The organism is Dermabacter sp. HFH0086, assembly GCF_000413375.1.
GTDB lineage: Bacteria > Actinomycetota > Actinomycetes > Actinomycetales > Dermabacteraceae > Dermabacter > Dermabacter hominis.
Map to the genome: position 1 here is coordinate 973,631 of NZ_KE340308.1, position 25,717 is coordinate 999,347.

The 25,717-nt window shown below is 62.8% G+C and carries 23 protein-coding genes; 16 read left to right on the top strand and 7 right to left on the bottom strand.

Going from position 1 to position 25,717, the window contains the following annotated elements; translation table 11 throughout:
• Nucleotides 1-14 precede the first annotated feature (14 nt).
• The 6 genes from HMPREF1484_RS04195 to HMPREF1484_RS04220 all read left to right on the top strand — a co-directional run bounded on the left by HMPREF1484_RS04195 (nt 15) and on the right by HMPREF1484_RS04220 (nt 5,787).
• Nucleotides 15-1,085 (top strand): aspartate-semialdehyde dehydrogenase, encoded by a 1,071-nt coding sequence (locus HMPREF1484_RS04195; RefSeq protein ID WP_016663777.1) that lies wholly within the window; start codon nt 15-17, stop codon nt 1,083-1,085.
• Between the two features lie 186 nt (nt 1,086-1,271).
• Entirely contained in the window at nt 1,272-1,940 is a 669-nt protein-coding gene (locus HMPREF1484_RS10885; protein WP_016663778.1) for a TetR/AcrR family transcriptional regulator, read from the top strand.
• Nucleotides 1,941-1,945: 5 nt separating this feature from the next.
• The gene (locus HMPREF1484_RS04205; protein ID WP_016663779.1) at nt 1,946-2,290 is read left to right on the top strand and encodes a PRC-barrel domain-containing protein; all 345 of its coding nucleotides are present in this window, start codon (nt 1,946-1,948) and stop codon (nt 2,288-2,290) included.
• Nucleotides 2,291-2,481: 191 nt separating this feature from the next.
• Nucleotides 2,482-3,816, top strand: coding sequence for a UDP-glucose/GDP-mannose dehydrogenase family protein (locus HMPREF1484_RS04210; protein WP_016663780.1), 1,335 nt, complete (start codon nt 2,482-2,484; stop codon nt 3,814-3,816).
• A 36-nt stretch (nt 3,817-3,852) separates the two neighbouring features.
• Nucleotides 3,853-4,872, top strand: a complete 1,020-nt coding sequence (gene rfbB, locus HMPREF1484_RS04215; protein ID WP_016663781.1) for a dTDP-glucose 4,6-dehydratase — start codon at nt 3,853-3,855, stop codon at nt 4,870-4,872.
• Between the two features lie 9 nt (nt 4,873-4,881).
• Nucleotides 4,882-5,787 carry an NAD(P)-dependent oxidoreductase gene (locus HMPREF1484_RS04220; protein ID WP_016663782.1) on the top strand — a complete coding sequence of 302 codons (906 nt, stop codon included), beginning with the start codon at nt 4,882-4,884 and terminating at the stop codon, nt 5,785-5,787.
• Here HMPREF1484_RS04220 and HMPREF1484_RS04225 read toward each other — a convergent pair.
• From HMPREF1484_RS04225 to HMPREF1484_RS04235, 3 genes are all read right to left on the bottom strand, one after another.
• Complete coding sequence (locus tag HMPREF1484_RS04225; RefSeq protein WP_016663783.1) at nt 5,784-6,983, bottom strand: hypothetical protein; 1,200 nt, start codon at nt 6,981-6,983, stop codon at nt 5,784-5,786. The genes HMPREF1484_RS04220 and HMPREF1484_RS04225 overlap by 4 nt on opposite strands.
• 137 nt (nt 6,984-7,120) lie before the next feature.
• On the bottom strand, nt 7,121-8,530 hold the full coding sequence (locus HMPREF1484_RS04230) for an NAD(P)/FAD-dependent oxidoreductase (protein ID WP_016663784.1): 1,410 nt from the start codon (nt 8,528-8,530) through the stop codon (nt 7,121-7,123).
• A 130-nt stretch (nt 8,531-8,660) separates the two neighbouring features.
• On the bottom strand, nt 8,661-9,131 hold the full coding sequence (locus HMPREF1484_RS04235) for a VanZ family protein (RefSeq protein ID WP_016663785.1): 471 nt from the start codon (nt 9,129-9,131) through the stop codon (nt 8,661-8,663).
• Nucleotides 9,132-9,173: 42 nt separating this feature from the next.
• Here HMPREF1484_RS04235 and HMPREF1484_RS04240 point away from each other — a divergent pair, with 42 nt between their 5' ends.
• From HMPREF1484_RS04240 to HMPREF1484_RS04250, 3 genes are all read left to right on the top strand, one after another.
• Nucleotides 9,174-10,367 carry an exonuclease SbcCD subunit D gene (locus tag HMPREF1484_RS04240; RefSeq protein ID WP_016663786.1) on the top strand — a complete coding sequence of 398 codons (1,194 nt, stop codon included), beginning with the start codon at nt 9,174-9,176 and terminating at the stop codon, nt 10,365-10,367.
• Nucleotides 10,368-10,371: 4 nt separating this feature from the next.
• The gene (locus HMPREF1484_RS04245) at nt 10,372-13,485 is read left to right on the top strand and encodes an AAA family ATPase (RefSeq protein ID WP_070435616.1); all 3,114 of its coding nucleotides are present in this window, start codon (nt 10,372-10,374) and stop codon (nt 13,483-13,485) included.
• 91 nt (nt 13,486-13,576) lie between these two features.
• On the top strand, nt 13,577-14,083 hold the full coding sequence (locus HMPREF1484_RS04250) for a DUF456 domain-containing protein (protein ID WP_016663788.1): 507 nt from the start codon (nt 13,577-13,579) through the stop codon (nt 14,081-14,083).
• Here HMPREF1484_RS04250 and HMPREF1484_RS04255 read toward each other — a convergent pair.
• On the bottom strand, nt 14,080-15,063 hold the full coding sequence (locus HMPREF1484_RS04255; RefSeq protein WP_016663789.1) for a YafY family protein: 984 nt from the start codon (nt 15,061-15,063) through the stop codon (nt 14,080-14,082). The genes HMPREF1484_RS04250 and HMPREF1484_RS04255 overlap by 4 nt on opposite strands.
• Before the next feature lie 88 nt (nt 15,064-15,151).
• Between HMPREF1484_RS04255 and HMPREF1484_RS04260 the strand changes: the two genes are divergently transcribed.
• Together HMPREF1484_RS04260 and HMPREF1484_RS04265 are read left to right on the top strand one after the other, a co-directional pair.
• A complete protein-coding gene (locus tag HMPREF1484_RS04260; protein ID WP_016663790.1) occupies nt 15,152-15,517 on the top strand; it encodes a VOC family protein in 366 nt (121 codons plus the stop codon).
• 131 nt (nt 15,518-15,648) lie between these two features.
• A complete protein-coding gene (locus HMPREF1484_RS04265; RefSeq protein ID WP_040386444.1) occupies nt 15,649-16,482 on the top strand; it encodes a class I SAM-dependent methyltransferase in 834 nt (277 codons plus the stop codon).
• A 9-nt stretch (nt 16,483-16,491) separates the two neighbouring features.
• On the opposite strand, the gene HMPREF1484_RS04270 is transcribed toward HMPREF1484_RS04265, so the two are convergent.
• The gene (locus HMPREF1484_RS04270; RefSeq protein ID WP_016663792.1) at nt 16,492-17,121 is read right to left on the bottom strand and encodes a DUF6318 family protein; all 630 of its coding nucleotides are present in this window, start codon (nt 17,119-17,121) and stop codon (nt 16,492-16,494) included.
• 199 nt (nt 17,122-17,320) lie between these two features.
• Between HMPREF1484_RS04270 and HMPREF1484_RS04275 the strand changes: the two genes are divergently transcribed.
• Both HMPREF1484_RS04275 and HMPREF1484_RS04280 read left to right on the top strand, forming a co-directional pair.
• Nucleotides 17,321-19,054: an ABC transporter ATP-binding protein gene (locus HMPREF1484_RS04275; protein ID WP_051120691.1), complete on the top strand. Its 1,734-nt coding sequence runs from the start codon at nt 17,321-17,323 to the stop codon at nt 19,052-19,054.
• Complete coding sequence (locus HMPREF1484_RS04280) at nt 19,051-21,045, top strand: ABC transporter ATP-binding protein (protein WP_016663794.1); 1,995 nt, start codon at nt 19,051-19,053, stop codon at nt 21,043-21,045. The genes HMPREF1484_RS04275 and HMPREF1484_RS04280 overlap by 4 nt, the downstream gene beginning before the upstream one ends.
• 4 nt (nt 21,046-21,049) lie before the next feature.
• Here HMPREF1484_RS04280 and HMPREF1484_RS04285 read toward each other — a convergent pair whose 3' ends face one another.
• Nucleotides 21,050-22,171 (bottom strand): aldo/keto reductase, encoded by a 1,122-nt coding sequence (locus HMPREF1484_RS04285; protein WP_016663795.1) that lies wholly within the window; start codon nt 22,169-22,171, stop codon nt 21,050-21,052.
• Nucleotides 22,172-22,298: 127 nt separating this feature from the next.
• On the opposite strand from HMPREF1484_RS04285, the gene HMPREF1484_RS04290 reads away from it, so the two are divergent.
• Genes HMPREF1484_RS04290 through HMPREF1484_RS04300 form a run of 3 tightly spaced genes read left to right on the top strand, consistent with a single transcriptional unit; the run spans nt 22,299 to nt 25,044 of the window.
• The gene (locus tag HMPREF1484_RS04290; protein ID WP_016663796.1) at nt 22,299-23,261 is read left to right on the top strand and encodes an ABC transporter substrate-binding protein; all 963 of its coding nucleotides are present in this window, start codon (nt 22,299-22,301) and stop codon (nt 23,259-23,261) included.
• Nucleotides 23,258-24,211: an amino acid ABC transporter permease gene (locus HMPREF1484_RS04295; protein WP_016663797.1), complete on the top strand. Its 954-nt coding sequence runs from the start codon at nt 23,258-23,260 to the stop codon at nt 24,209-24,211. The genes HMPREF1484_RS04290 and HMPREF1484_RS04295 overlap by 4 nt, the downstream gene beginning before the upstream one ends.
• A 50-nt stretch (nt 24,212-24,261) precedes the next feature.
• Nucleotides 24,262-25,044, top strand: coding sequence for an amino acid ABC transporter ATP-binding protein (locus HMPREF1484_RS04300; protein WP_040386446.1), 783 nt, complete (start codon nt 24,262-24,264; stop codon nt 25,042-25,044).
• A 53-nt stretch (nt 25,045-25,097) separates the two neighbouring features.
• Here the strand turns inward: HMPREF1484_RS04300 and HMPREF1484_RS04305 are convergent, their stop codons facing one another.
• The gene (locus tag HMPREF1484_RS04305) at nt 25,098-25,697 is read right to left on the bottom strand and encodes a hypothetical protein (protein WP_016663799.1); all 600 of its coding nucleotides are present in this window, start codon (nt 25,695-25,697) and stop codon (nt 25,098-25,100) included.
• Nucleotides 25,698-25,717: the final 20 nt, after the last annotated feature.

Consider the following 25,717-nt stretch of genomic DNA (forward strand, 5'->3'; position numbering starts at 1 on the left):
GAAAGGAGAGGGCAATGGGCGAAAAGGTTATGGATAGGGACCCGTCGGGGCCGGTCATTGCTGTCGTGGGGGCAACGGGCCAGGTGGGCCGTGTCATGCTCGCGCTTCTCGAAGAGCGTCGCGTGCGGCACTCGCGAATCCGCCTTTTTGCGTCCGAGCGTTCGGCGGGTACGCGTATGCGTGTCAATGGCGAGGACCTCGTGGTAGAAAACGCCGAGACCGCAGTGCTCGAGGGTGAGGGCAATACGGTCGATATCGCGTTGTTCAGCGCGGGTGGTGCGACCTCGAAGCGCCTCGCTCCCGTGTTTGCACGCGCCGGTGCCACTGTGATCGACAACAGTTCCGCGTGGCGTAAGGATCCGGATGTCCCGCTCGTTGTCGCCGAAGTGAACGGAGAGTGTGCCGAGAAAGCGCCGAAAGGCATTATTGCGAACCCGAACTGCACGACGATGGCGGCGATGCCGACCCTCAAGGCTCTTCACGAGCGCGCCGGGCTCGAGCGGCTCACGGTTGCGACCTACCAGGCTGTGTCCGGCAGCGGCCTCAAAGGCGTCGACGAGCTTGCGAACCAAACGCGCGCCCACGTGAATGACCTTGAGTCGCTCGCCCTCGATGGCCGAGTCGATGCTGAGCCGGCGCCATGCGTGTATCCAGCTCCGATCGCGTTCAACGCGGTCCCGTTCGCGGGGGCGCTTGTGGACGACGGCTCGCTCGAGACCGATGAAGAGCAAAAACTCCGCAATGAGTCCCGGCGCATTCTCGATCTTCCGGATCTCCGTGTGTCGGGCACGTGCGTGCGCATTGGGGTGTTCACGGGGCATTCGCTCAGCATCCACGCCGAGTTTGAGCGGCCGATCACCGTGGACGAAGCCGAGGAAGCGGTCCGGGCCCAGGTGGGCGTCGACCTCGTTGATGTGCCCACGTCGCGCCTTGCTGCAGGGCGCGACGGCACATTCGTGGGGCGGTTCCGCAGTGATCAGGCGGTTCCGGATGGTCGCGGACTTATCTTCTTCGTGTCCTCGGACAACCTTCGCAAGGGCGCGGCCCTCAACGCGGTGCAGATATGCGAGCGGCTTGCGGGCTGAAGCCTCGAAGCTGTGACATACTGGGAGTAACTGCTGGAAATATTGGTATTCGCCCGTGAATCCACCCCCATGCTCATCGCCGTAACTTAGCGTACGTGCAGGTCGTGACCCTACAGTGTTGTGCGGGCGAGCGTGCGTAGCAGCCACAAGGTTCACGCGCCGTCACAGAGCCTAGGAGTGTTGCCCATGACCCCCGATCGCCGAGCAGCCCGTCGCACGGCCGATCCATCGCCCGATCACGGCGCCAGAGTCAACCTCACGCGGGCGCGCGGAGAGCGCACTCGCGAGGTCATCCTCGAGGAAGCGACGCTCCTGTTCTCCACGTACGGCTACCGTGGCACGTCGCTTCGCGATATTTCCGAGCGCGTGGGAATCTCCCACCCGGGTATGCTCCATCATTTTTCCCGTAAGGAAACCTTGCTCCAGGCGGTCCTCGAGCGCGCGGCACGCCATTTTGAAGAGCTCATCGATGACTTCGTCGAGACGGCGCAAGAGCCCGCGGCGATTCGTGACTGGGATGCGGTGCGGCAGTACCAGTCCGTGATGTTCGCCGTCGTGAGGGCCGAGGCTGTCGAAAAGGATCACCCCGGTCACGAAGCGATCGTGGGAATGCAGACGATGGCAGAAGAGAAGCTCACCGCCCTTTTTGAGATGTACGAAGAAAAGGGCTGGCTCGACGAAGGTGCGAGCCCCGAGTGGATTGCCCGCTCGATCGTCGCGATGTGGACGGGGGTCTTCATGCGCGATGCCCTCATGGGCGATGGCCTCTATGACCATGACCTCTCGATTTTCTTGCGCATGTTCGTCATCCCGCTGCGCGAAGCCGATCCGTTTACCCCGACGAGCAGAAAGTAGCGTGTATGGCGACCGAGGTTGAGCTTGATCGACTCCGCAACGCTCTCGTGCGCGATGCCTCCGGTGCGCGCCTCGGTAAAGTGTGCGAAATTTTCCTCAATGATCGCACTCAAAAAATCTCTTTTGTGACGCTTGCACTCGGGCCTTTCGGTACGCGTGAAATCTATATTCCCTACGAATATATTGACCTTGATGAAAGTGGCCCCAGAACCGCGGTTCGGCGCGAAATTCTCGAGGATGCCCCGCGCGCGAACGGGCTCGGTCATTTGACGTTCACGCAAGAAGAACAGTTGCGCGAATACTACGAGTCGGCCGTGATCGCTGACCCGCACTCGTCGCCGCACGATTGATCCGTGTGGGGTCGAGTGGTCGCGGCGACCGTCGGAAACCAGACATTGTTAACGGGCGCGTGAACGGCTGAAAGTACGCGGTGAATTCTCGGTAACCCGGGCCGGGGTGTGAGTGTGCGGTCGGTAGGGTCGAATCAATGACGGTTTTTCGCCGTCAAAGATTCGCTTACTTCTTCGTCACAAGGATATATATGAAAATCTCGGTTATTGGGCTCGGATATCTTGGTGCAGTTCACGCGGTATGCATGGCGGAACTGGGGCACGATGTCGTGGGGATCGATGTGGATACCGAGAGGATCGCCAAGCTTGAGCGCGGTGAAGCGCCATTTTTCGAGCCCAGTTTCCCCGAAAAACTCTCCGCAGCTCTCGAGCGCGGAAATCTCCATTTCTCGACGGATCTCGCGGATGTGCGCGAGTGCGACGTGCACTTTGTGTGCGTGGGTACGCCGCAGGGGTCCGACGGCTCCGCGGATCTCGCCGCTCTCCATGCTGTACGCAAGGGCCTGAGGGAAATTCTCGCCGGATCGACGCGCGACAGGATCCTTGTGGTGGGCAAATCGACCGTGCCCGTTGGGACAGCGCGCGGCCTCAGCGAGGCATTTGCGGATCTTCCGAACGTCGAACTCGCGTGGAATCCGGAGTTTTTGCGCGAGGGGTACGCGGTGAAAGATACGCTCGGCCCGGATCGCCTCGTATACGGCGTGCACGAGGAGCAGAAGTTTTCCATCACGCATCTCGACGAGGTGTACGCCTCGATCCTCGAGGCCGGGACGCCCCGCCTTGTGTACGGGTACGAGAGCGCCGAGCTCGTGAAGGTGAGCGCGAATGCGTTCCTCGCAACGAAGATCAGTTTCGTCAACGCGGTCGCGGAGATGTGTGAGGCGACGGGCGCCGACGTTGTCGAGGTTGCCGAGGCGATCGGTCTTGACGAGCGCATTGGCCGACGCTTCCTCAAAGCCGGCATCGGCTTCGGCGGCGGCTGTCTCCCTAAAGACGTGCGGGCCTTCATTGCGAGTGCGGAGGAGCACGGTGTGGGGGAGTCCTTCGAATTTCTCCGCAACGTCGATCGCATCAATCAGAAGCGTCGCGCGCGCCCCGTGGAGCTCGCCCTCGAGTATTTCAACGGGGACCTCACGGGGGTGCCCATCACGGTTCTCGGCGCGGCATTCAAGCCCTATAGCGATGACGTGCGTGATTCGCCCGCGATCGACATCGCCCTTTCCCTCGCGCGCCACGGTGCTGATGTGCGGATCACGGATCCGCAGGCTCTCGCGGTCGTGCGAGGCCGCTACGAGGAGTTGACCCTCGTGGACGATCTCGAGGAGGCGATGAGCGGCGCGCGCTTGCTCATCCTCGCGACGGAGTGGCAGGTGTACCGCGACCTTGATCCTGCTCGTGTCGCGGAGCTCGTGGCCGAGCGTGCGGTGATCGACGGACGCGGGGTCTTCGATCTGGCCCGCTGGCGCGAGGCGGGCTTTACGATCATGGCGCTGGGGCGTGGGGAGAGGGCCGGGAGACTCGCCTAACAGTCTGGCGCTCGTCGTCGTGGCACACTAGCAGCTATGGGTGGTGCTGCACACTTGATCGTGACCGGTGGCGCGGGATTCGTCGGTTCGAATTTCGTGCACTATGTCGTCACGCACACCGATTATTCGGTGACAGTTCTTGATGCTTTGACGTACGCGGGGAATGAGGCAAACCTCGAGGGTCTTCCCCAGGATCGCGTGCGTCTCGTTGTTGGCGATGTCGCTGATCGTGAAGCCACTCGTGCGCTTGTCGAAAGCCTCGATCCTGAAACGGATGCGGTTGTGCACTTTGCTGCCGAGTCCCACAACGATCGATCGCTGAGCGACCCGACCGTGTTCGTGCGCTCGAACATTGTGGGCACTTTTGCCCTGCTTGAAGCGGTGCGCGAGTTCGGCGTGCGTCTCCACCACGTCTCTACCGACGAGGTCTACGGCGATCTACCGCTCGAGGATGATCGGCGGTTCACGGAAGAATCCCCTTACCGGCCAAGCTCTCCCTATAGCGCGACGAAAGCCTCGAGCGATCTTCTCGTACGCGCCTGGACACGCAGCTTCGGGTTACGGGCAACCATCTCGATTTGCTCGAATAACTACGGGCCTCGCCAGCACGTTGAGAAGTTCATTCCCCGACAAATCACGAATCTTCTTGATGGAGTGCGGCCGCGGCTCTTCGGTGACGGCGCGAACGTTCGCGATTGGATTCATGTTGACGACCACTCTTCGGCCGTTCTTGCTATCCTCGAGCGGGGCCGCATCGGTGAGACGTACCTGGTGGGTGCGAAGTGCGAGAGAAGCAACCGCGAGGTTGCGCGGGTCATTCTCGAGGCCTTCGGGCGCGACGGAGACGACATCGACTTTGTGGCCGACCGGCCCGGGCACGACGTGCGCTACGCGCTCGACGCACGCAAGCTTGAGGACGAACTCGGGTGGCGCCCTCGCCACCGCGACTTTGATGCCGGTATCCGCGAGACGATTGAGTGGTATCGCGAGAACGAACAGTGGTGGCGCGCCTCAAAGGCCGCAACTGAAGCGACATACGCGAAAAACGAACAGTAAGGAATGCCCGTGTCCCACGACTTTGCATCCCCGCCTGCCGAACGCGAATGGCAAGAAGCGGCCTCCTCGCCCGAGCGTACCCTCGTGGTGGGTGCCGCGGGACAGCTAGGGCGAGCTCTCCAGGGGCTGTGGCTCGGTCGCGACGATGTTGATTTCGTGGACCGCGAGGTCCTCGATGTCGGCGCCCATGACTCAATCGCCGCTTTTGATTTCTCGCCCTACAGTGTGATCGTGAACGCCGCGGGCTATACCGATAAAGACGGCGCGGAAAGTGCCGAGGGGCGCCGAGAAGCATGGGCGGTGAACGCCAAGGGGGTTGCACTTTTGGTCTCGGCCGCGCGTGAGGCGGGTGCCGTGCTCGTGCACATCTCGAGTGACTACGTCTTCGATGGTTCGGTCGCGTTCCACACGGAGGAGGAAGGCTTCGCCCCGCTCGGCGTCTACGGACAGACGAAAGCGGCCGGTGATGCCGCGGTCTCGACCCTCGATACGCACTACATTCTCCGGACGAGCTGGGTTGTCGGCGAGGGCAAGAATTTTGTTGCGACGATGCGTGAACACGCCGTTAATGGCGAGTCGCCCTCGGTCGTCAACGACCAGTTTGGGCGTTTGACCTTTACGGATGAAATCGCGCGTGCGATCGATTTTGTGCTGCGCGCCCGGGTGCCGTTCGGCACCTACAACGTGACGAACTCAGGCGATATCACCTCGTGGTTCGAGATCGCGCAGAGAGTCTACGAGCTCACGGGGCACGACCCGGAGAACGTTCAAAGCGTCTCAAGTGCCGAATACCTCGATACACACAAGGGCATCGCGCTTCGCCCCATCAATTCCGCGCTCGACCTGAGCAAAATTACCGAGGCGGGCTTTCACCCGCGCGATCAGTTCGAGGCGCTCGCCGCGTACCTGGCCTAGCTATTGCGGCGCATTAGCACGATCGCGCCCGTAGCCGCGAGGCCGAGGCCCGCAATCACGCCGCCGATGAGCCATGCGACCGATAGGCCAAGCGGCTGCCGCGAGGGATCGGTGATGAGCTGGGTGGAGCCCTCCGTCGGCTCCTCTTGAGGCTGACCGGGCGTCGGGCTCGGGGTTGGGCCTGGTCTGACGATGCCGCCAGCATCGCCGTTGCCACTCGTGCCGTGGTGGCTGAGTTTCGAATAGTCGCTTCCCACGGCGCCGAAGTCGGCTGAGCGTCCGTAGCCGCTTCGCTGAGGAATACGGGACATGGCGGAGGGGTGAGAGCGCACGAACCTCGATCCGCCAGCCTCGGTTGAGGATCCTTCGGGCTCACCCGTTTGTTCGCGCGAGGGCGTCGTCGAGGGTTCGGTGCTGCCGGGGCTGTCGCCCGGATCGGCGGGGAGCGGCGCTTCCGTTTCAGGGCGCGGGGAAGGGCGCGCTGACGAGGATGGGGACGCCGGTTCCGTTGGTGAAGGTGCAGGTTTCTCCGTGGGATCCGGCTTCGGGGTGGCGGTAGGCTCCGCAGTTGGTTTGGGATCCGGCGTCGGCGTGGGGGTTGGGTCAGGTTGATCCGTAGGGCTTGGCTCCGGCTTCGGCGTCGGGCTAGGCGAGGGCTGATCGGTGGGATCGGTGGGATCGGGCTTTGGCGTCGGTTCAGGAGTCGGGGTTGGCGTGGGCTCAGCCGGCTCGGTGACGGTGACCTGCGCACTGGACTTCGTGCCGCCCTTGAGTGGGGCGACAGTGACCATGTAGTTTCCGGGCTCCGCGATGACGAAGGTTACTCTTGCACGCCCGTTGGCGTCCACAATCGCGGTGTCACGCGAATAACCGAGCGGCGGGAGCTCGACCGGATTACCTTCGGTGGGGGTTGCGGTCGCTTCGAGTTCGACGGCTGGATCGGCGTGGCGGTATTCGCCTCGCACCTGCGTGCCTTCCTTGAGGCCGCATACGAGTGCCGTAAACGCCTTTCCCTTTTCGACCTTTGCTTCGGAAAGGGTGACGGTTCCCGGTGTGCAGGTGGTGTCGACAGCAAAAGCGCTCACTGTCTCAAACGGCACCGTACCCGAGATCGCCAGTACCGAGGCAAGCACACTCGCTCCTGCGACGACACCGCTCAGGCGGCGGCGAAGCGCAGTCGTGCGGGGCTGGGCCATGGGGTGCGTCCTCGTGGTCAGGCGAGCGATAGAGATTCCACGCGGAAGATTCACCGCGCTCCACCTCACGATAGGCCACGAAACAACCGTTAAGCGTGTAGCGCGCTTAAAACCCGTGTAAAACCCGGGGCATCACCCTAGCGGCGCATGCGCGGCCTGCCCGGATCCTTGAACCGTTTGCCGGCCTGGTAGCCGAACCGGCGAATCGGCGCATTTTCCCGAAAGGCCCTGCGAGCTCCGAGCGAATCCACGTCACCCACGACCGGGTTCGGCACACGGGAAATGCCCGTGCCGTTGTAGAGATACAGGAGGTTCGCGGCAACCGAACGGCGATTGCGTGTACCGAGCAACTTCGAGACGTGCACGCCCAGCCATGCGAGCCACCCGATCGAGCCCTGGAGATTCACGCCTCCGGGCAGTTCCGCGATAGCGGCACGCCGACCGATCGTCGCCATCGCCCCCAGGTCGTTGTAGTGGAACGGTTTGTGTGCAGCGTCCTCATCGCCGTCGACGAGGGCCTTGATCGCGCGGGCCACGTGCTGGCCCATTTGCACGGCGGGTTGGGCGAGTTGCGGCTGTGGATCATCGCCACCGGCGATATCACCCGCGGCCCACACGTTGTCATAGCCCTTGACGCGAAGGGTGGGATCGACATCGATTCGCCCCCCGCGCCCCTGCGGGAAACCCCACGCGTTGACGGACGTCGACACGCTCACGCCGGCGGCCCAGATCGTGATGTCTGATTCGACGTAGCTGCCGTCGGCGAGGCGCACAAAGTCGTAGCCGACCTCCTCGACACCCTGGCCAAGGCGCAGCGTCACGCCGCGCTTTTCAAGCTCGCGCGCCGCATACTCGCGATGCTGAGGCTCGAAGGCTTTGAGGAGCTCATCGCCGCGTTGAATAAGGGAAATCTCGAGCGTTCCCGGGTCCACCTCGGGGTAGAGCACATCGAGCTCGCTAATGCGGAAATCAGCGAGTGCCCCCGCGATTTCCACGCCCGTGGGGCCACCGCCCACAATCGAAATGGCGAGGCGGTCGGTGAAGCTCATCTCCGTGAGCTGCGTGGCACGCTCGAGCTCCGCGAAGATCCGCTCGCGGATCTCGAGAGCCTGCGAGCGGGTGTACATCGGCATCGCGAACTCTTCCGCGCCCGGGGTGCCGAAATAGTTCGTGGTGGCGCCATTTGCCAAAACGAGGTGGTCGTAGCGCACCGAGCCTCCGTCGGAAAGCTTCACGACCTGATCGTCGGTGTCAATCCCCGTGACCTCTCCCTGGCGAAAGCGCATGTTGGGGGCGTGGAGGGAGAGCCCGCGCAGGAACATCGTGACGTCGCCAGAGTTGAGGCCCGCGGTCGCAACCTGATAGAGGAGCGGCTGGAAAGTCTTGTACACGTTCCGATCGATGAGCGTGACCCGCACGCGAGCATCGCGCAGGGCAAGCACGAGGTGGGCGCCGGCGAAGCCGCCGCCAACGACCACGACATGGGGCCAACTTGCGCCATCTTTGGCGGGCACGGTCTTGCGATAGAACGCGGGGAGCAGGGGCATGAACGATCTGGTCCTTCAGTGATGCGACTCGGCTATGGCCGCCCATAACGGTAAATCGGTGACGTGAAAGAAAGCTCCACATCCTGTGAGCCGCGCGACTGTCGTGAGGCTCGCGATCATGTCGCAGTCGTTATCCTGCGGTGCGGCGGGTGCGGGACCGCTGGGCGAGCGCGAGTTCGATCCACAGCGCTCCGACTCCGAGGGCGATTCCGCATGCGTCGGCAAGCGCGTCGGTGACATCTGCTGAGCGCGCGGGCATGAACGATTGCAGGACTTCGATCGCGGCGCCCCACAGGAGGAGGACGGCAATGAGAACGAGCAAGTGTCGGACCTTCACGACCCCGAAAACTGTCTCGAGCCTCGTGTTCCCACGCTGGTGCGCGCCACTCTCAGCACGAGGGGACCACGAGAGAGCCCGCGAGTCTTCGAGACATAGAAGTCGTGAAAACGCCCAGGTCGTGAAAGCAAACACGAGGATGTGTCCCAATTTATCCGCGCCGGGGAGGAAGGCAACCGGCTCGGCGGCTTCGGGAACTTTGGGCAGAAAGAACACGGCATTTGCGAGGGCGGCTACGAAGGCGAAAAAAGGCGCAGACGTCATGAGGTGAGTTTAAATGTCCCACCCTCCTCTTAGAGTGAAAGCATGAAAATTCTTCACACGTCGGATTGGCACCTCGGGCGCACCTTGCACGGTGAGAACCTGCACGAATACCAGCGGGAGTTCCAGGATTTCCTTCTGGCGAAGGTCCGTGAAACCGGAGCGCACGCTCTCGTGATCGCCGGCGATATCTACGATCGCTCGGTCCCGCCCGTCGAGGCGGTTGAGCTTCTGCACGAGTCGCTCGCAGCGCTCGCGGAAGAAACCACGGTGATCCTCACGCCAGGCAACCACGATTCGGCGGTGCGGCTCGGCTTTGGCGCAAAACTCATGCGGCCCGGCATTCACATTCTCGCGGATGTCGAAGGGATCGAGCACCCGGTTTCGGTTGCCGATGAGCACGGTGAGGTGCTCTTTTTCGGGCTGCCCTTCCTTGATCCGGATCTTGCGCGCTACAGCCTCGCTCCCAAGGGTGGGGACCCGCTTCCTCGCACGCACGAAGACGTTACGGTGCAGGCGATGGATCGAGTCCGTGCAAAACTCGAGATTCTCGGGCATCCGCGAAGCGTCGTGCTTGCCCACACCTTCGTTGCGGGCGGGGACGGCTCGGATTCCGAACGCGACCTGAGCGTGGGTGGTGTGGCGTCTGTTCCCGGTGGCGTGTTTGCGGGGGTCGACTACGTCGCGCTCGGCCACCTCCACGGCTGCCAAAACATGAGTGCGCTTGTCCCTGGCGAGCGGCCCGTCGCGTGGTACTCGGGAAGCCCTCTGGCCTTCTCGTTCTCGGAGCGTCACCACACCAAAGCCGTTCTTCTTGTCGAGATGGACTCCTCGGGGTTGGTCGAGGTGGAACGTATTCCCACCCCCGTGCGCCGCCGACTCATCGAACTGGACGGCTCTCTCAAAGAGATTCTCGATAGTGCCCCGAACTATTCGGAGGATTGGGTCCACGCGATCGTGCGGGAGGAAACTCGCCCCGCGCACCTTCAGCAGGTCCTGAGCGCGGCGCTTCCACATCTCCTTTTTACGGAGTTCCGCTCCACACGCGAAACGGAATCTAGTGCCGCGCCGGTTGTGACGCGCGAGGCTTCACCGACGGAGGTCATCTCGGAATTCTTCGACTACGTCACGGGTGCCGAACCGAGCGCCGTGCAACGAGACATCATCGAGCAGGTGCTCGCCGATGCGCGCGCACGTGCCGATCTCACGGAGTCGCACGCACAGCGAAAGGCTTCCTGAATCCATGAAACTTCACCACCTGAGTTTTGAGGGCATCGGGCCGTTTAGGGAGAAAGTCGAACTCGATTTCGATGCGCTCGGCGCGAGCGGCCTCTTTCTCCTCGAGGGCGCCACGGGTTCTGGAAAGTCCACCATCATCGATGCGATCGTCTTTGCCCTCTACGGCAATGTTGCGGGCGGCGGCTCGAGCGATGCGCGAGTGCGAAGCGACTTCATGCCCAATACGCACCCGAGCGTCGTGGACCTCTTTTTCGAGGTTCCACGAGGGATCTACCGCGTGCGGCGCACCCCCGCCTACGAGCGCGCTCGACTGCGTGGAAAAGGCGCTCCCGTGCATGAGAACCAGAGCGCGAAGCTCTGGCGGCTAGCCTCGCCCGAAGCGCTAGGTGAGGCGATCGCTGGCACCGAACGCGCGGAAGAGATCGAGCCGATCGCCAACCGACCGGCCGACGTTGGCCGGGAGATTCAGGAACTGCTCGGCCTCACGCACGCGCAGTTCACCCAAACAGTCGTGCTTCCTCAGGGCGAGTTCGCCCGCTTTCTCAAAGCTGACACGAGTGAACGCAAGACTGTGCTCGAACGGATCTTCCAGACTCAGCTGTACGAGCAGATCGAACAATCATTCGGCGAACTCAGACGCGAGGCTCAACGTGACGTCGACGCCTCAAAAGCGGAACTCGGCGCGGCCCTCCAGCGGGTCCTCGAGGCGGCATCGGTCAGCGATGAGCAGCGCATGCAGGCGCTCACCGATACCCGGGATTTCACCCCGGCGGGTCTCGAGCGTGCCAGGGCTATTGGCGAGGAGCTCGAGAATTCCTCCGAAGCCGCCGCTCGCGAAGCCATGCGCATCCTGGACATAGCGAAGGCAGCCTCGAACGAGGCGGCGGAAGCCGCGAAGAAAGCCACCGAACGCCACGATCTGCTCGCTCGCAAAGCCCAGCTCGACGCCCACGAGAAGAAACGGGCATCGATTGAAGGGGCGGCGCGCAAAGCCCGCGAAAGCCTTGCCTCTCACGAACGTGCCGAAAAACCGTTCTACGCCCACGCGCATGAAAAGAGCGCGGCGGCAGCGCTGGACGCCGCCGCGACGGCACTTCCCGAAGCCGAACGTGGGCAAGTCTCCCAGTGGGGGGCGCTAAGCGACAAGAACCATCAGCGAAGCGAAAGCGCACTGGGAGCGGCCGCTGCGCTCGCGAGCCTCGAAAAGGAGGAAGCAGCGCTACCTCGACGTGCGACCGAGGTGAAAGAGGCCGCTCGCGAGGCTGAAAGGGCGGCGGAAGCGTCGAAAGAGAAGGCGACGCTGTTGAACGAGCGGCCGTCGGAACGTGAAGTGCTCGCCGAGAAGCTTCGCGAGGCAACCGAGCGGGCCTCGAGCCTCGGGGCCCTCATAGAAAGGCGCGAGTCCCATGCCGCGCGCGAGCGCACCGCGAAGGAGGCGAGCACGACCCTCGAAACCTACTCGTCGCGCGCGCAGCATGAACGCGACATGCTCGCGGCTCTCAAGCGTGCAAGCGAGGAAGAGGCACGTCTTCGGCGCAAACGCCTCGACGCGATCGCCTTCGAGCTCGCGGCGGACCTCGAGGACGGCCAGGCATGCCCCGTGTGCGGGGCGTGTGAGCACCCGGCACCCGCGCACACCGACGATGAGCTCGTGAGCCAAGAGCGCACTGCGGCGGCCGAACGCGCGCGAGTGGAGGCCGAACAGGGCCTGAGCGAGGCACGGGCATCGGCTGCCGCCACCAAGGCACTCCACCTCGATGCGCTCGAGCGGGCGTGGGGGGAGAGCGTCGAGGGGGATCTCGCGAAGTTCCAGGAGCAGCTTCCTGAACTCATCGAACGCTTGAGGAGCGAGGGTGTTGCGCTTGCCCGCGAGGAGGAGCTTGCGCGCGAAGCCGAGGGCGAGCGTGAGCGAGTGAAAACGGAGATCTCGCGGTTCGACGAGCGAACGGCCTCGCTCGAACGTGAAGCGCACGAGGAGGCGCTCGCCGCCGAGCGTGCCGCCCTCGAAGCTCAGCACCTCGAGAAAGCTCTAACCGAGACCCGCGCGGCTATTGCACAGGAGCTTTCGGCCCACGAAGACTCGCACGGGAGCATCGCGGCGCTACGCCTCGCGCTTCTAACGGAGGGTAAGGATGCTCGCGCGCACGCGAAACTGCTCGACAAAGCCCTGGAGGCTCGTTCTGCGCACGAGCGGGCTCAAACGCACCTCAACGAGTCTCTCGAGGGCAGCGGCTTCGAAACCATAGAGAAAGTGGCGCAGGCGCGTCTTGCCCCCGACCGTAGACAATCGCTCGAGGACACCGTGAAGGAGCATTCTTCGCTCACCGCGCTCATCGAGGATGCCCGCGCGGACGGCCGTCTCGAGGGCATTGATGCGAGCGAAGAAGCCCAGCGAGATGCAGCCGCGGCGCTCGAGACCGCGGCAGCGCGCGTGCGCGAGACCCGCGATGCACACACGGAAGCCGCGGGAACCCACGCGACTCGCGCGAAAGAGCTCGAGCGCGTGAAACGCGCACGCACAGATTTCACGGCTCTTGCCACCGCGCACGAGAAACGCTCGGCGCGCCAAAGCGAAATACTTCACCTCGCGAATATCGCGACGGGCAACTCGAGCGATGCGAAAGCACGTCTCACCCTGTCGACGTTCGCGGTCATGCGCCGCTTCGAGAAGGTCATCGAGGCCGCGAATGCGCGGCTATCGACTCTCTCGGGTGGGATCTACGAGATCCGCCTTGCCCAACCCGAAAAAGCAGGCCGCAAGCACGTTGGGCTCGACCTCGACATGCTCGACTTGCGCAATGATTCCTCTCGCTCGCCCTCGACCCTCTCGGGTGGTGAAACCTTCTACGTGTCACTCGCACTCGCGCTCGGCCTCGCCGACGTCGTGAGCGGAGAAAACGGCGGGGTGCAGATGAACACCCTCTTTATCGACGAAGGCTTCGGCACGCTCGACCCGGAAAAACTCGAGGGTGTGATCGCCGAGATCCGCCAACTTGCCGCCCACGGTCGCACGGTGGGAATCATCTCCCACGTCGCCGAACTCAAAACACAGATCGCGGAGAAGGTGCACGTGGAAAGAAAGTCCGACGGTACCTCGCGCATCAGCGTGAGTGTGTAGCGAGCGGTGCCTGCGCGAATCTCTATAGACTGAAGTCTCCGCCAGCGGCGTCCAAATTGCCCCTTGCCCGCCACGCACTAAGGAGAACACCGTGCCCGTGGACATCATCGTGACAATCATCGCCGCGCTCGCCTTCGCGGTAGGTATCACGGGCATCGTGCTGCCCGTGCTTCCCGGGTCGTTCCTCATCCTTACCGGAATGCTCGTATGGGCCATAGGGATCGGCGGCTGGACGGGCTGGGTTGCGTTCGCGCTGGTGGCGATGTTTTCGATCGCGGGCATGGCGAGCAGCTACGTGCTCACTGGGCGGAAGCTCAAACAGAGCGAAGTGCCCACGTGGGCGATCTTCGTCGCGATCGGCTGCGCGATCCTCGGCCTGTTCCTCATTCCCGGCCCGGGCCTCCTCATCGGGTTCATTCTCGGCTTCTTCCTCGTAGAGCTGAGCCGCAAGCGCGAGTTCCACGACGCCCTCAACTCGACGCTCTCCACCTTGAAAACCCTCGGGATTGGCATTCTCGTAGAACTCCTGCTCGCGATGGCGAGCGGAACAGTGTTCATCGTCGCGCTTGGCATCCACCTCTTCTCGAGGGCTGGTTAGCGATCGCGGCGGCGATGATCGGCAGTGCTTTGTGCTGAGTGAAACTGCACGATCTGGGCCGCGATCTCGCGGAATCGAACCACCGCTGCGGCTGGTCTTAAGATCCGAATGTGGTCTCCGAATTGGAGGAGCTGCCGAACCGATTCAACGTCTGGATAGTGGACGACGATATGAGTCCACTCGTCCTCGGAGCCGTCGATACGGATCATTCGCCCTCTAAGGATTCGTCGGGCCAGATCTAGGCGGGTCGAGCGCAGCTGTGCGTGCACCTCGATACCAGGCGCCGACTGAAAACTGGTCAGCAATTCTTGCCACACTGAGCGCAGATCGCAGTCCGGTCGTAGCACTGCGGAATCCGTAAGTAGCTCGCGGGTCTCAATGCGGCTGGTGTTAAACATGCGGGGTTGTGAGGCGACGTCAGCCACTAGATACCAGGATCCGGCTTTGTTCACGAGACCGTAAGGGTCCGCGACAACCCACTGCCCGCTGCTCTCGCCGCTGCGTCGATATCGGAGGCGGATGCGTTGTCTATTTCGAGCAGCGGTGAGAAGGTCGGCCACGTCGAGTTCCTGCTCGGCCGTGAGCCATCCAGAGGGGTCGACGTGGAGCACCTCGGGCAAGGGCAGAGCGGCGGAGGTTTGCTTACGCGCCGCAACAGCGGTCAGCTTCTGCTGGGTTCTGACATGTACAGCATGGAGCCCGATCTGCTCAAGAAGACCCTCATCTAGTCCTGCGACGGATAGCAGCTGCAGTTCATTTGGATCGAGGCGTGAGACGTCGAGCCGGGCCCGGTGATCCAGCACGATGGCTCCACCCCGGCCCCGCTCGGTGTAGATCGGCACCCCAGCAGCCGACAACGCCGTGATGTCACGCAGGATCGTGCGTGAAGATACCTCAAGACGACGAGCCAGTTCTTGACTGGTCATTCGTTCGTGGGTTTGCAGTAGCAGCAGGATGGACAACAAGCGGGACGACTTCATTCCCAATCCTTAAAGAAAACATGACAGCAGGTGTCGTCTATGCCTGATTATATGGGGCTCCCTGATCCACTGACATAAGGAGAGATCCATGCCGGCTCCAAATCTGTTTCTGACCTACGTCAGCGACGTCGAGCGATCCACCGATTTCTATAGTCGCCTGTTCGAAATCGAACCCACCTTCACCAGCCCGCGGTACGTCGCTTTTGAGGTCGCGCCCGGCGTGCTTTTCGCAATCTGGACCGGTCACGACGAAAATCTCGCATCAGCGACACCGCGCACGAACGAAATCGGGCTCATGATTCCCGGTCCCGCCTCTGCCATCGACGACGTCTACGAGGAATGGGTCGCGAAAGGAGTGCACGTGATCGAGGAACCGCACGACGACGTCTTTGGTCGCACCTTCGTGATAGCCGACCCCGACCACAACCTCGTGCGGGTCAGCCCCGTCGACTAGCCCGAATGGAGGCGCCATCGGCGGCGGGCACGAGCTCGCCGCCGTGTGGCGGTTGTGCCGTTAACCTTGCTAAATCTGCAGACCATCACGCGGAGCATCAAGAGCCGCGGCTAGGGTGGTCTTTCGTGACCATGAACGACAGGCGAAGCACTCCCGGCCCGATCCCCAACATTTCGGGCCGGGATGAACCGCGCTATGGCTCGCGGGAACGCAAAGAGGAACTCGCGAAGGGATTTCTAGGCGAGGGCGACGGCTACGACGAGCTGAGGCCCGGGTACCCGGCTGAAGCTCTCGACCTGATCGTGGCAGCCATCGGAACCGCTGCACGCCCCCGCGTGGTTGACCTAGGGGCCGGAACGGGAAAGCTTTCGCTCGCGCTCGCTGAGCGAGGCTGTCGCGTCACTGCGCTCGATACGAGCGAGTCGATGCTTGAAGTGGCGCGCACGCAAGCGGTCGCGAGCCAAATGGCGCAGCGGTTCGAGGCGTGCGTGGCGCCGGCAGAGGCCACCACTCTTGAGGCGGGAAGCGCAGACATCGTGACTGCCGCGCAAGCGTGGCACTGGTTTGAGACGGGCGCGGTGAGCGCCGAAGTTCGGAGGATTCTTGCACCCGGGGGAGTGCTCGCTCTCGTGTGGAACACGCTCGATGTGAGCGTGCCGTGGGTGCATCGATATTCGCGGATTGCGCACGCGGGCGACGTGCAACGCGAAGGTTTTCTCCCCGATGTGGGTGAGGGACTCGAGCTTGTGAAGCGGCACGTCGAACACTGGGTAGATGAGCGCCCCACGTGGGACTTCGTACGGCTTGCAACGACCCGCAGCTACTATCTCACCGCTTCGGAAAAAACCCGAGCGAAGGTCCTCGACAATCTCGACTGGTACCTCCACGAGCACCTCGGCTACAACCCCGGCAGCCGGGTCGCGATGCCGTACCGCACGGATCTCTTTCTGTACAGGCCCGCCTAGCCGGCTGTCTTAACCAACCGCCATCGACGTCACGCGCCAGTGGCCGTCAACGAAACGAAGACCTACGGAAAACTTCCCCTGCGACGCCCCGCGCGTTGCGGGCTCGCGCGTCGGGTCATCGATGAGCTTTGCGGCGGCCTCGTGGAACGTCGCGTCGACCTTCGCAGTCGTCGAGGCTCCATCACTCGCACCGTTGCCCTTCGTGAGCGTCACCTTCTCGTCGCTGAGGGTGATCTCGCCGCCCACGATCCAGCCTCCCGCGGCGTGAAGTTGCTCCGCATTGTCAGCAAAGCGCATGCACTCCTCGCACGACGGGTCCATGAGTTCGCGCCACGCGCTCGTGTCACCGGTGCCGATCATGTAGGCGTACACGGCAAAGAGATATGTGGTGGCTGCTTTTGCTCCCGCCTCGGTTTCGTCGTCGATACCCGGGAAGTCCGCGCGCGATGGTTCCGTGGTGTTCGTCGGCTTTGGCTGGGTCGCGGGATCGACCTTTGCGCGCGTGTCTTGCGCGGAGTCGGCCACCTGCCGACCGCCCTGATCATTCTGCGTGAACTGCCCGATCCCCACGAGCCCCGCGGGGATGATGAGGGCAAGAGCGAAGATCAGGACGACGATGCGCTGGGTCGTTTTACTCACCGCTCAAGGCTAATACAGCCCCTCGGTGCACGGCAGAATCGGTCGAGAGCGATCACCATAGTCGCGAAACAGCATCGGTTGTATTCTTTGGGCATTGTCACTGCGGGCGTGGCAGGCGTCGGCCTCTCCTTACCCGCACGAGCACGAAAGGTTCTTCTCTCTCGTGACCCTCCTGAGACTCCTGTGGCGCTACGCAAAAATGTCGTGGCTTTCTCTCGTGCTCGTCGCGGTGTTCGAAACTGCGGCGCAGCTTGCCGCCCTCTACCTGCCCACGCTCAACGCTGACATCATCGATCTTGGCATCGCCAAGGGTGATATCGACGCGATTTGGCGCCTTGCCGGCTGGATGCTCCTCGTGAGCTTTGCCAATATTCTCGCCCTCTGCGCCGCGAACTACTTCGCGGGTCGGGTTGCGATGAGGCTTGCGCGGGACGTGCGCTCCGATGTGTTCGATCGCGTGCAGTCCTTCAGCGCGAAGGAAATCAGCCATTTCACTCCTGCCTCGCTTATTACGCGCAACACGAACGACGTGCAACAGCTTCAAAACCTGTCGTTCTTCGGTCTCATGTTCCTCGTGTCCGCGCCGATTACCGGCATCGGCGGGGTCGTTCTCGCGCTCCAGCAGGAGGCACAGCTTGCGTGGCTGATCGCGGTCATGGTGCCGCTCATGCTCGTCGCGATCGGTGTCATCGTGCTGCGTGCGGCGCCCCTGTTCCGCGAGATGCAGGAGAGGATTGACGAGCTGAATCTGATTCTTCGCGAGCAGATCACGGGCATTCGCGTGGTGCGTGCATTCGTCCGCGAGCCCCATGAGCGGGGCCGTTTCGAGGTGTCGAACGAGCGCTTCACGCAGATCAATCGACGGGTGGGGCACCTGATCGCGTTTATCAACCCGATCATCATGTTTCTGCTGTCGTTTAGCTCGGTGCTTGTGTTGCTCGCGGCGGCGGGTCCAATCGACCGCGGCGAGATGCAGGTCGGTTCGATTGTCGCGTTTATTTCCTACCTCATCCAGATCCTCATTGCGGTCATGATGGCGACGTTCATGACGATGATGATTCCGCGTGCGATGGTCTCCGCAGAGCGCATCACGGAGGTGCTCGATACGCACAGTTCGGTGGCGCTTCCTGCCCCAGAGGTCGCTGTTCAACCGGGGGATCCGCGTGTAAGTGCGCGCGCCGAGCTCGAATTTGACGACGTTACGTTCGCGTATCCGGGCGCGGAACGGCCCGTGCTCGAGGGCATTTCGTTCAAGGCCCACGCGGGGCAAACAGTGGCGATCATCGGCGGAACAGGCTCGGGCAAAACCACGCTGCTCGGGCTCATCTCGCGGCTCTTCGACGTGACGGACGGCGCCGTCAAGATCAATGGCGTGGATGTGCGTGAGGCGGCGCCTGAGTTGCTTCACGGTCGCCTCGGTTACGTGCCGCAACGCCCGTATCTTTTTAGCGGGACGGTCGCCTCAAATGTGAGGTTTGGGCGGCCGGAGGCGAGCGACGAAGAGGTGTGGCATGCCCTCACGATTGCGCAGGCCCGCGACTTCGTTGCCGAAATGCCCGAGGGGCTCGATTCCCCGATCGCCCAGGGTGGTTCGAACGTGTCGGGTGGTCAGCGTCAGCGCCTCTCGATCGCGCGGGCGCTCCTGTCTAAGCCCGACATTTACCTTTTTGACGACTCTTTCAGCGCGCTCGACCTGCAGACCGATGCGCGGTTGCGCGCGGCCCTGAAACCCGAAACGCGCGAGGCGCTCATGGTGATCGTCGCCCAGCGCGTATCGACCATTACGAGCGCCGATGTGATCCTCGTGCTCGATCACGGACGGATAGTCGGGCGCGGTACGCACGAGGAGCTCCTCGCGACGAACGAGACCTATCAGGAGATTGTGGCCTCGCAGGGTGCGGCTTCAGAGTTTGAGGAAGAGGCGAAGCAATGAGCGAGGACAAGAAGCAGAGCGAGCGGGGCCTGCGCCCCGGTCAAAAATCGCGCAACTTCGGGCCGTCGCTGAAGCGGCTCCTTCGCGAACTCATGGCCGAAAAGGCAATGCTGTTCGGCGCGATGGCAATCGGCGTCCTCTCGGTGATTCTGAGCGTGATCGGCCCGAAGATCCTCGGCCGCGCGACCGACATCATCTTCAACGGTGTCGTCTCCAAGCGGTTGCCGGCTGGCGTCACGAAGGAACAGGTTGTCGCCGGAATGCGCGCGAGTGGCCAAGAGCAGCTTGCGGACATGGTCTCGGGCATGGACCTGAATCCCGGTCACGGGATCGACTTTGGTGCGCTCAACACGGTGCTACTCACCGTCACGATCCTCTATGTGCTCGCGGCGTTCTTCACGTGGCTCGAAACGCGCATGCTTATTCGCGTGGTGTACCGCAGCGTCTACAGGCTGCGCCGCGACGTCGAAGAGAAACTGCACCGCGTGCCTCTCAGCTACTTTGATTCGCGTCGCCGCGGGGACCTTCTCTCGCGCGTCACGAACGATGTCGACAACGTTCAAAACACGCTCAACAACACTCTCGGCGGCATCATTACCTCGGGCCTCACGGTGCTCGGCACGATCATCATGATGTTCGTGATCTCGCCGATTCTCACGCTCGTGGCGCTCATCGTGATCCCGCTCGCGCTTGTGATTACCGCGGTGATCGGCAAGCGCGCCCAGAAGTTGTTTGGGGAGCAGTGGGATGCGACGGGCGAGGTCAACTCGGAGGTTGAGGAAGCGTTCTCCGGCCACGAGATCGTGTCGGTTTTTGGTCGCCAGGACGATCTGCGCGTGAGCTTCGAGAAGAAGAACGCCGAGATGTATCGCGCGAGTCTTGGTGCGCAGGTGGTCAGTTCGCTCATCATGCCGTTCATGATGTTTGCGGGGAACCTGTCCTATGCGGCGGTGGCGCTCGTGGGCGGCCTCAAGGTCGTCTCGGGGCAGCTCACGCTCGGTGATGTGCAGGCCTTCATCCAGTACTCGCGCCAGTTCACGCAGCCCGTGTCGCAGCTCGCTTCGATGGCAACACAGCTTCAGTCGGGCGTTGCATCGGCCGAGCGCATCTTTGAGTTTTTGGATGCCGAGGAGCAGGTCCCGGAGAGCCCGGGGGAGGGGTCCGACGCTCGCCGGCCCAAACCCGAGGCCGCATCACCTGGTCGTGGCGAGGTGCGGTTCGAGCACGTGCGCTTTTCCTATTCGCCCGAGAAGCCTCTCATTTCTGATTTGTCACTCGTGGCGAGTCCCGGGATGACTGTTGCGATCGTGGGCCCCACGGGGGCGGGCAAAACGACTCTCGTCAACCTCATCATGCGCTTCTACGAGATCGATGGTGGTACGATCACGATTGACGGCGTGGATACGCGCGAGATGACGCGCGATGAGTTGCGCAGCCGCACCGGGATGGTGCTGCAGGATACGTGGCTTTTCAAAGGCACGATCCGCGAGAATATTCGCTACGGTCGCCTCGATGCGAGCGACGAGGAGGTGCTTGAAGCCGCCAAGGCTACTCACGTGCATGACTTCGTGCAGCAGCTTCCAGAGGGCTACGACACGATCATCGACGACGAAGGTTCGAGCGTGTCTTCCGGTGAAAAGCAGCTTCTCACGATCGCGCGTGCCTTCCTCGCGCGGCCCGAGCTGCTCATTCTCGATGAGGCGACTTCAAGTGTCGATACTCGCACCGAGGTCCTCGTGCAGAACGCGATGAATACGCTTCGCGAAGGCCGCACGTCATTCGTGATCGCGCACCGCCTCTCAACAATTCGCGATGCCGATCTGATTCTCGTGATGGAGCACGGCGACATCGTCGAGCAGGGCACCCACGACGAGCTTCTCGCGGCGGGCGGCGCCTACGCGCGGCTGTATCGCTCGCAGTTCGAGGGTGCGAGCAGCGAGTGTGAGAGCAGCCCCGGGCAGGAGCTGCAGGCTTCCGCCCAGGACGGTTAGATGCTCAGTCTTCTAGAACGGGATCGGCGAGGATCGTATCGATCCTCGAGATCTCCTCGTCGCTGAAGTGTGTTGCCGGAACGCTCTCGCCCGCGCGCACGATGGTTCGTGCGGCGGCGATGTTCGCGCGCAGCTGCTGCACGCTCGACGCTCCGACGATCGCGGATGTCACGACGCGCTTGCGCAGAACCCATGCGAGGGCCATTTGTGCGAGGCTCTGCCCGCGGTCGTCGGCGACGCGGCTGAGCGCGCGAACCTTCTCGAGGTAGCGGGGGTCCTTCGCGACGTCTTCCCCGAGGAACACGTTCTGCGCGGCGCGTGATTTCTCGGGAATGCCCGTGAGGTAGCGGTTCGTGAGCAGCCCTTGCGAGAGCGGAGAGAACGCGACGACCCCGATGCCGAGCCGCTCGCATACGCCGAGGAGCGAATCTTCCGCGTGACCGCTCGGGCTCTCCTCGGGGGTGCGGGTGAGCATCGAGTAGCTCGCCTGGTTGACAAGGAGCGGAACACCCATCGTGCGTAGCATCGTTGCAGCCTCGCGGGTTTTTTCGGGGGAGTAGTTTGAGATGCCTGCGTAGAGCGCCTTGCCACTCTTGACGGCGTGCGCGAGTGCCCCCATCGACTCCTCAAGCGGGGTCGAGTCGTCTTGGCGATGGTGGTAGAAGATGTCGACGTAGTCGAGACCGAGGCGCGTGAGCGATTGATCGAGTGAGGCGAGTAGGTACTTTCTGCTGCCGCCATCGCCGTACGGCCCGGGCCACATGCGAAAGCCCGCCTTGGTTGTCACGAGGATTTCATCGCGGTGGGCTGCGAGGTCTTTGCGGAGAATCTCACCGAAGATTTCTTCGGCGCTGCCCGCGGGCGGGCCGTAGTTGTTGGCGAGGTCGAAGTGGGTGATGCCGTGATCGAACGCGTAGTGCACAATCTCGCGCTGGCGCGAGAAGTCTGCTTTGGGACGTTCACGAACGTCGTGTTCGAAGCCGCCTTCGAAGCGTTCGCGTCCAAAGTTGTGCCAGAACCCGAGGGAGATCGGCGGCAGCAGGAGCCCCGAAGTGCCGAGCCGCCGGAAATGCGCGTAGCTTTCTTCATTCATGGTTGCGCGGTTGGTGGGGGTGCTCTCGTTCATGGTGGCCTCCTTGCCGAGAGATGCTTGTGATTCCAGTGTAATGCCCGTCACCGAAGCTTTCGACTCCGCCGCATGTCACACTGTGAACACCTTGCATCAATCGCATAGCCATGCATACGATTGCAAAATGATTCAAACCGGTGAATGTGAGTCCGACGCCAGTGCGGCAACCGTCGGAACCTCCAGGCGCACATTCCTGCGAGCCCTCCCCGCCGCCCTCGTGGCAAGCGCCCTAGTCCCGAGCCTCGGCGCGTGCACGCGCGCTTCCGAAGAGCTGGCGGCTGAAGCGAGCCTCATCCCCGAAGTGGACTTCAGCGGGATCGAGTACCAGGAGGACATCGCCGCACTCCTTCCCGAAGAGATCCGCACGCGAGGCGAACTCGTCAACGGTGCCGAACTGAGCTACGCGCCCGGCGAATTCCTTAGCAACGGCAAGGCGGTCGGCTACGACATCGACCTGCTCACTGCACTCGGCATCGTGTTCGGGCTCAAAACCCGCACCGAATCGGCGGTGTTCTCCCAGATCATCCCCGCGGTGGGAAGCAAGTACGACGTGGGAATCTCCGGCTTCACGGTCAACGAGGAACGGCTCCAAACCGTGACGATGGTGAGCTACTTCGAAGCCGGCATCTCCTACGCGGTCAAGAAAGGCAACCCCTACTCCATCGACCCGCACAAGTTGTGCGGCAAACGCCCCGCGGTGCAGGTTGGCTCCTACCAGGAGGAAATCGCCCTCGCCGCCGATGAGCAGTGCCGCGCCGAAGGCCAACGCCCCGTCGACGTCCTCGCCTACGCCAATAACTCAGACGCCGTCACGAACGTCGCGGGCGGTAAGGCCGATGTGCTCATCGCAGACTCACCCGTCACGAGCTACGCGATCGCGCGTTCGCGCGGAAGCCTCGAACAGGTAGGCGACGTCGAGGAATCGGCACTCAATGGGATCGTCGTCAAAAAGGGCGAAGATCAACTCGCCGAAGCGCTGCGCGCTGCCGTGCAACACCTCATCGACACTGGTGCAATGCGCACCATCATGAGTGCATGGGGCAACGACGCGGGGCTGATCGAGAAAGCAGAGGTCAAAAAGGCATGAATACGAGTATCGATACCCCGATCCCGAACCGGATCCGCGCGAAGCGGGCCCCGAGGCCAGGAACATGGATCGCCGCGGTCATCACCTCGGTCCTCAGCGTGTGGCTCATTGTCTTCGCCGCAGGCAATGAGGTCTTTGAATGGGACGTCGTTGGCACCTACCTCTTCGACGTGAAGGTCGTTCGCGGCGTTGGTTGGACCCTGCTGCTCACGCTCGTGTCGATGATCATCGGCACCATCATCGCCCTCACCGCCGCGATCATGCGCTTGAGCTCCAACCCCGTCCTGCGCGGCGTCTCGTGGGCGTACATCTTCGTGTTCCGCGGCGTGCCCGTCTACACGCAGCTCGTCTTCTGGGGTCTCATCACGGTGATCATCCCGAAGGTCGTGATCGGTGTGCCGTTCGGGCCCGAACTCTTCAGCTTCTCGACGCGAGATTTCTTTACCGCGTTCTGGGCAGCCACGGTCGCACTCGGCCTCAACGAAGGCGCCTACCTCGCGGAAATCATGCGCGCGGGGCTCACGAGCGTCGAGCGTGGCCAAAGCGAGGCCGCGAAATCCCTCGGCATGAAGAACTCGCTCATCCTGCGCAGGATCGTGCTTCCGCAGGCCATGCGCGTGATTATCCCGCCGCTTGGCAACGAAACAATCGGCATGCTCAAGACGACCTCGCTCGTCCTCGCGGTGCCGTTCACGCTCGACCTCACCTACGCATCGAACTCGATCGCGAACCTTCTGTTCAAGCCCGTGCCGATGCTCATCGTCGCAGCGCTGTGGTACCTCGCCGTGACGAGCGTGCTCATGGTGGGCCAGTACTACATCGAGCGCTACTTCGGGCGCGGCTTCGACGATCGCGCCGCGGTGCGCCCCGGCAAACGAGCCTCGCGCCAGGCATCCGTGAACGCGGCCGGCACAACCCCGAAGGACCCGCTGCCGGAGGTTGAGCTGTGAGCGCAGAGGCACATGTGGCAAGAACAGAAAACAGTGGCGAGGAAGGGGACATGACTATGGCGGTAGCGCCGAAGGTTCGGCTCGAGAACATCCATAAGGCATTCGGGGACCTGCACGTCCTACGGGGGGTTGACCTCGAGGTAGGCGACGGGGACGTGTGCGTGCTCATCGGCCCCTCGGGCTCGGGTAAATCCACGCTCCTTCGCTGCATCAACCAACTCGAGGAACCCACGGGCGGGAAAGTCCTGATCGACGGAGAGCTGCAAGGGTACGGTCCGGAACCGCTTGCCGACGGTCGCTGGCAAGAACTTTCCGAAAAGGACATCGCCGCGCAGCGCTCCCGCATCTCGATGGTGTTCCAGCGCTTCAACCTGTTCCCTCACATGACGGCCCTCGAGAACGTGAGCGAAGCCCCAATCCACGTGCGGGGCATGTCGAAAGCCGAGGCCCGGGCACAGGCACTCGAGCTTCTGAAGCGCGTGGGGCTCGGCGACCGCGCCGACCACTATCCGAGCGAGCTCTCAGGCGGGCAGCAGCAGCGCGTCGCAATCGCGCGGGCCCTCGCGATGGAGCCCGAGATCATGCTGTTCGACGAGCCGACATCGGCACTTGACCCCGAACTCGTTGCCGAAGTGCTCCAGGTCCTCAAGGATCTTGCGGCCGAGGGCCAGACCATGGTCGTCGTGACGCACGAGATCGCCTTCGCGCGCGAGGTTGCCGACCACGTCGTATTCATGGACGGCGGTAAGGCGGTCGAGGCTGGGTCGCCGAGCGAGATCCTCGATAACCCGCGCTCGGAGCGGCTCAAGGCATTCCTCGCGAGCGTGCTGTAGGGGCGGCGCGACACCCCTGTGACTACGCGAGAGGGAGCCTCGGCACTTGTGCTCTAGCGCGCGAGGCTCGAGGCGCGCGCGATGATGTCTGCCGCGGTCACTCCAAGCTTGTCGCCGCTGTAGCGCAAGTGGCGGTGAGGCAAGTGAACGATCAAATCGCTCCTGCCAATCCCGCGAAACGTGGCCTTGTCGAGACGCACATCGCTCCACGGGTAGGTCTCGTAGCGTCCCGGGTCTGCGACGAGGCCGAGATATTCGGGGTCAATCCACAGTCCGACACCGTCGATCGCACGACCCCACTCGTAGGCCTCCGCGCCCGTTGGCGCCAAGGGTGGACTGGGCGGGTTCTCGCGACGCGAAAGAAACACTCGATCGTAGAGGTTGCGACCGTCTCGGTAGAACACGTACCCGAGGAGTGCAAAAACCGTTCCCGAGGAGACGAGTGAAATGAAAAAGATGTGGATTCCGAACGCCTTCTTCAAGGCGATGTCCGCGAGAACTCCCGCGATGAGGAGCGTAACGAGCGCGGTCACGTGCCGCGCACAAAACGCGAGGAGGGCCTGCCAGTAGCGGCGGGTGCGCGCCTCGCGCGGACTCGCGGCGTCGGCGAGACCGCCATCGTTGTAGCGGACGGTAAAGGTTCTCTCGCCCATGCCTGCCCCTCTCTCCACCC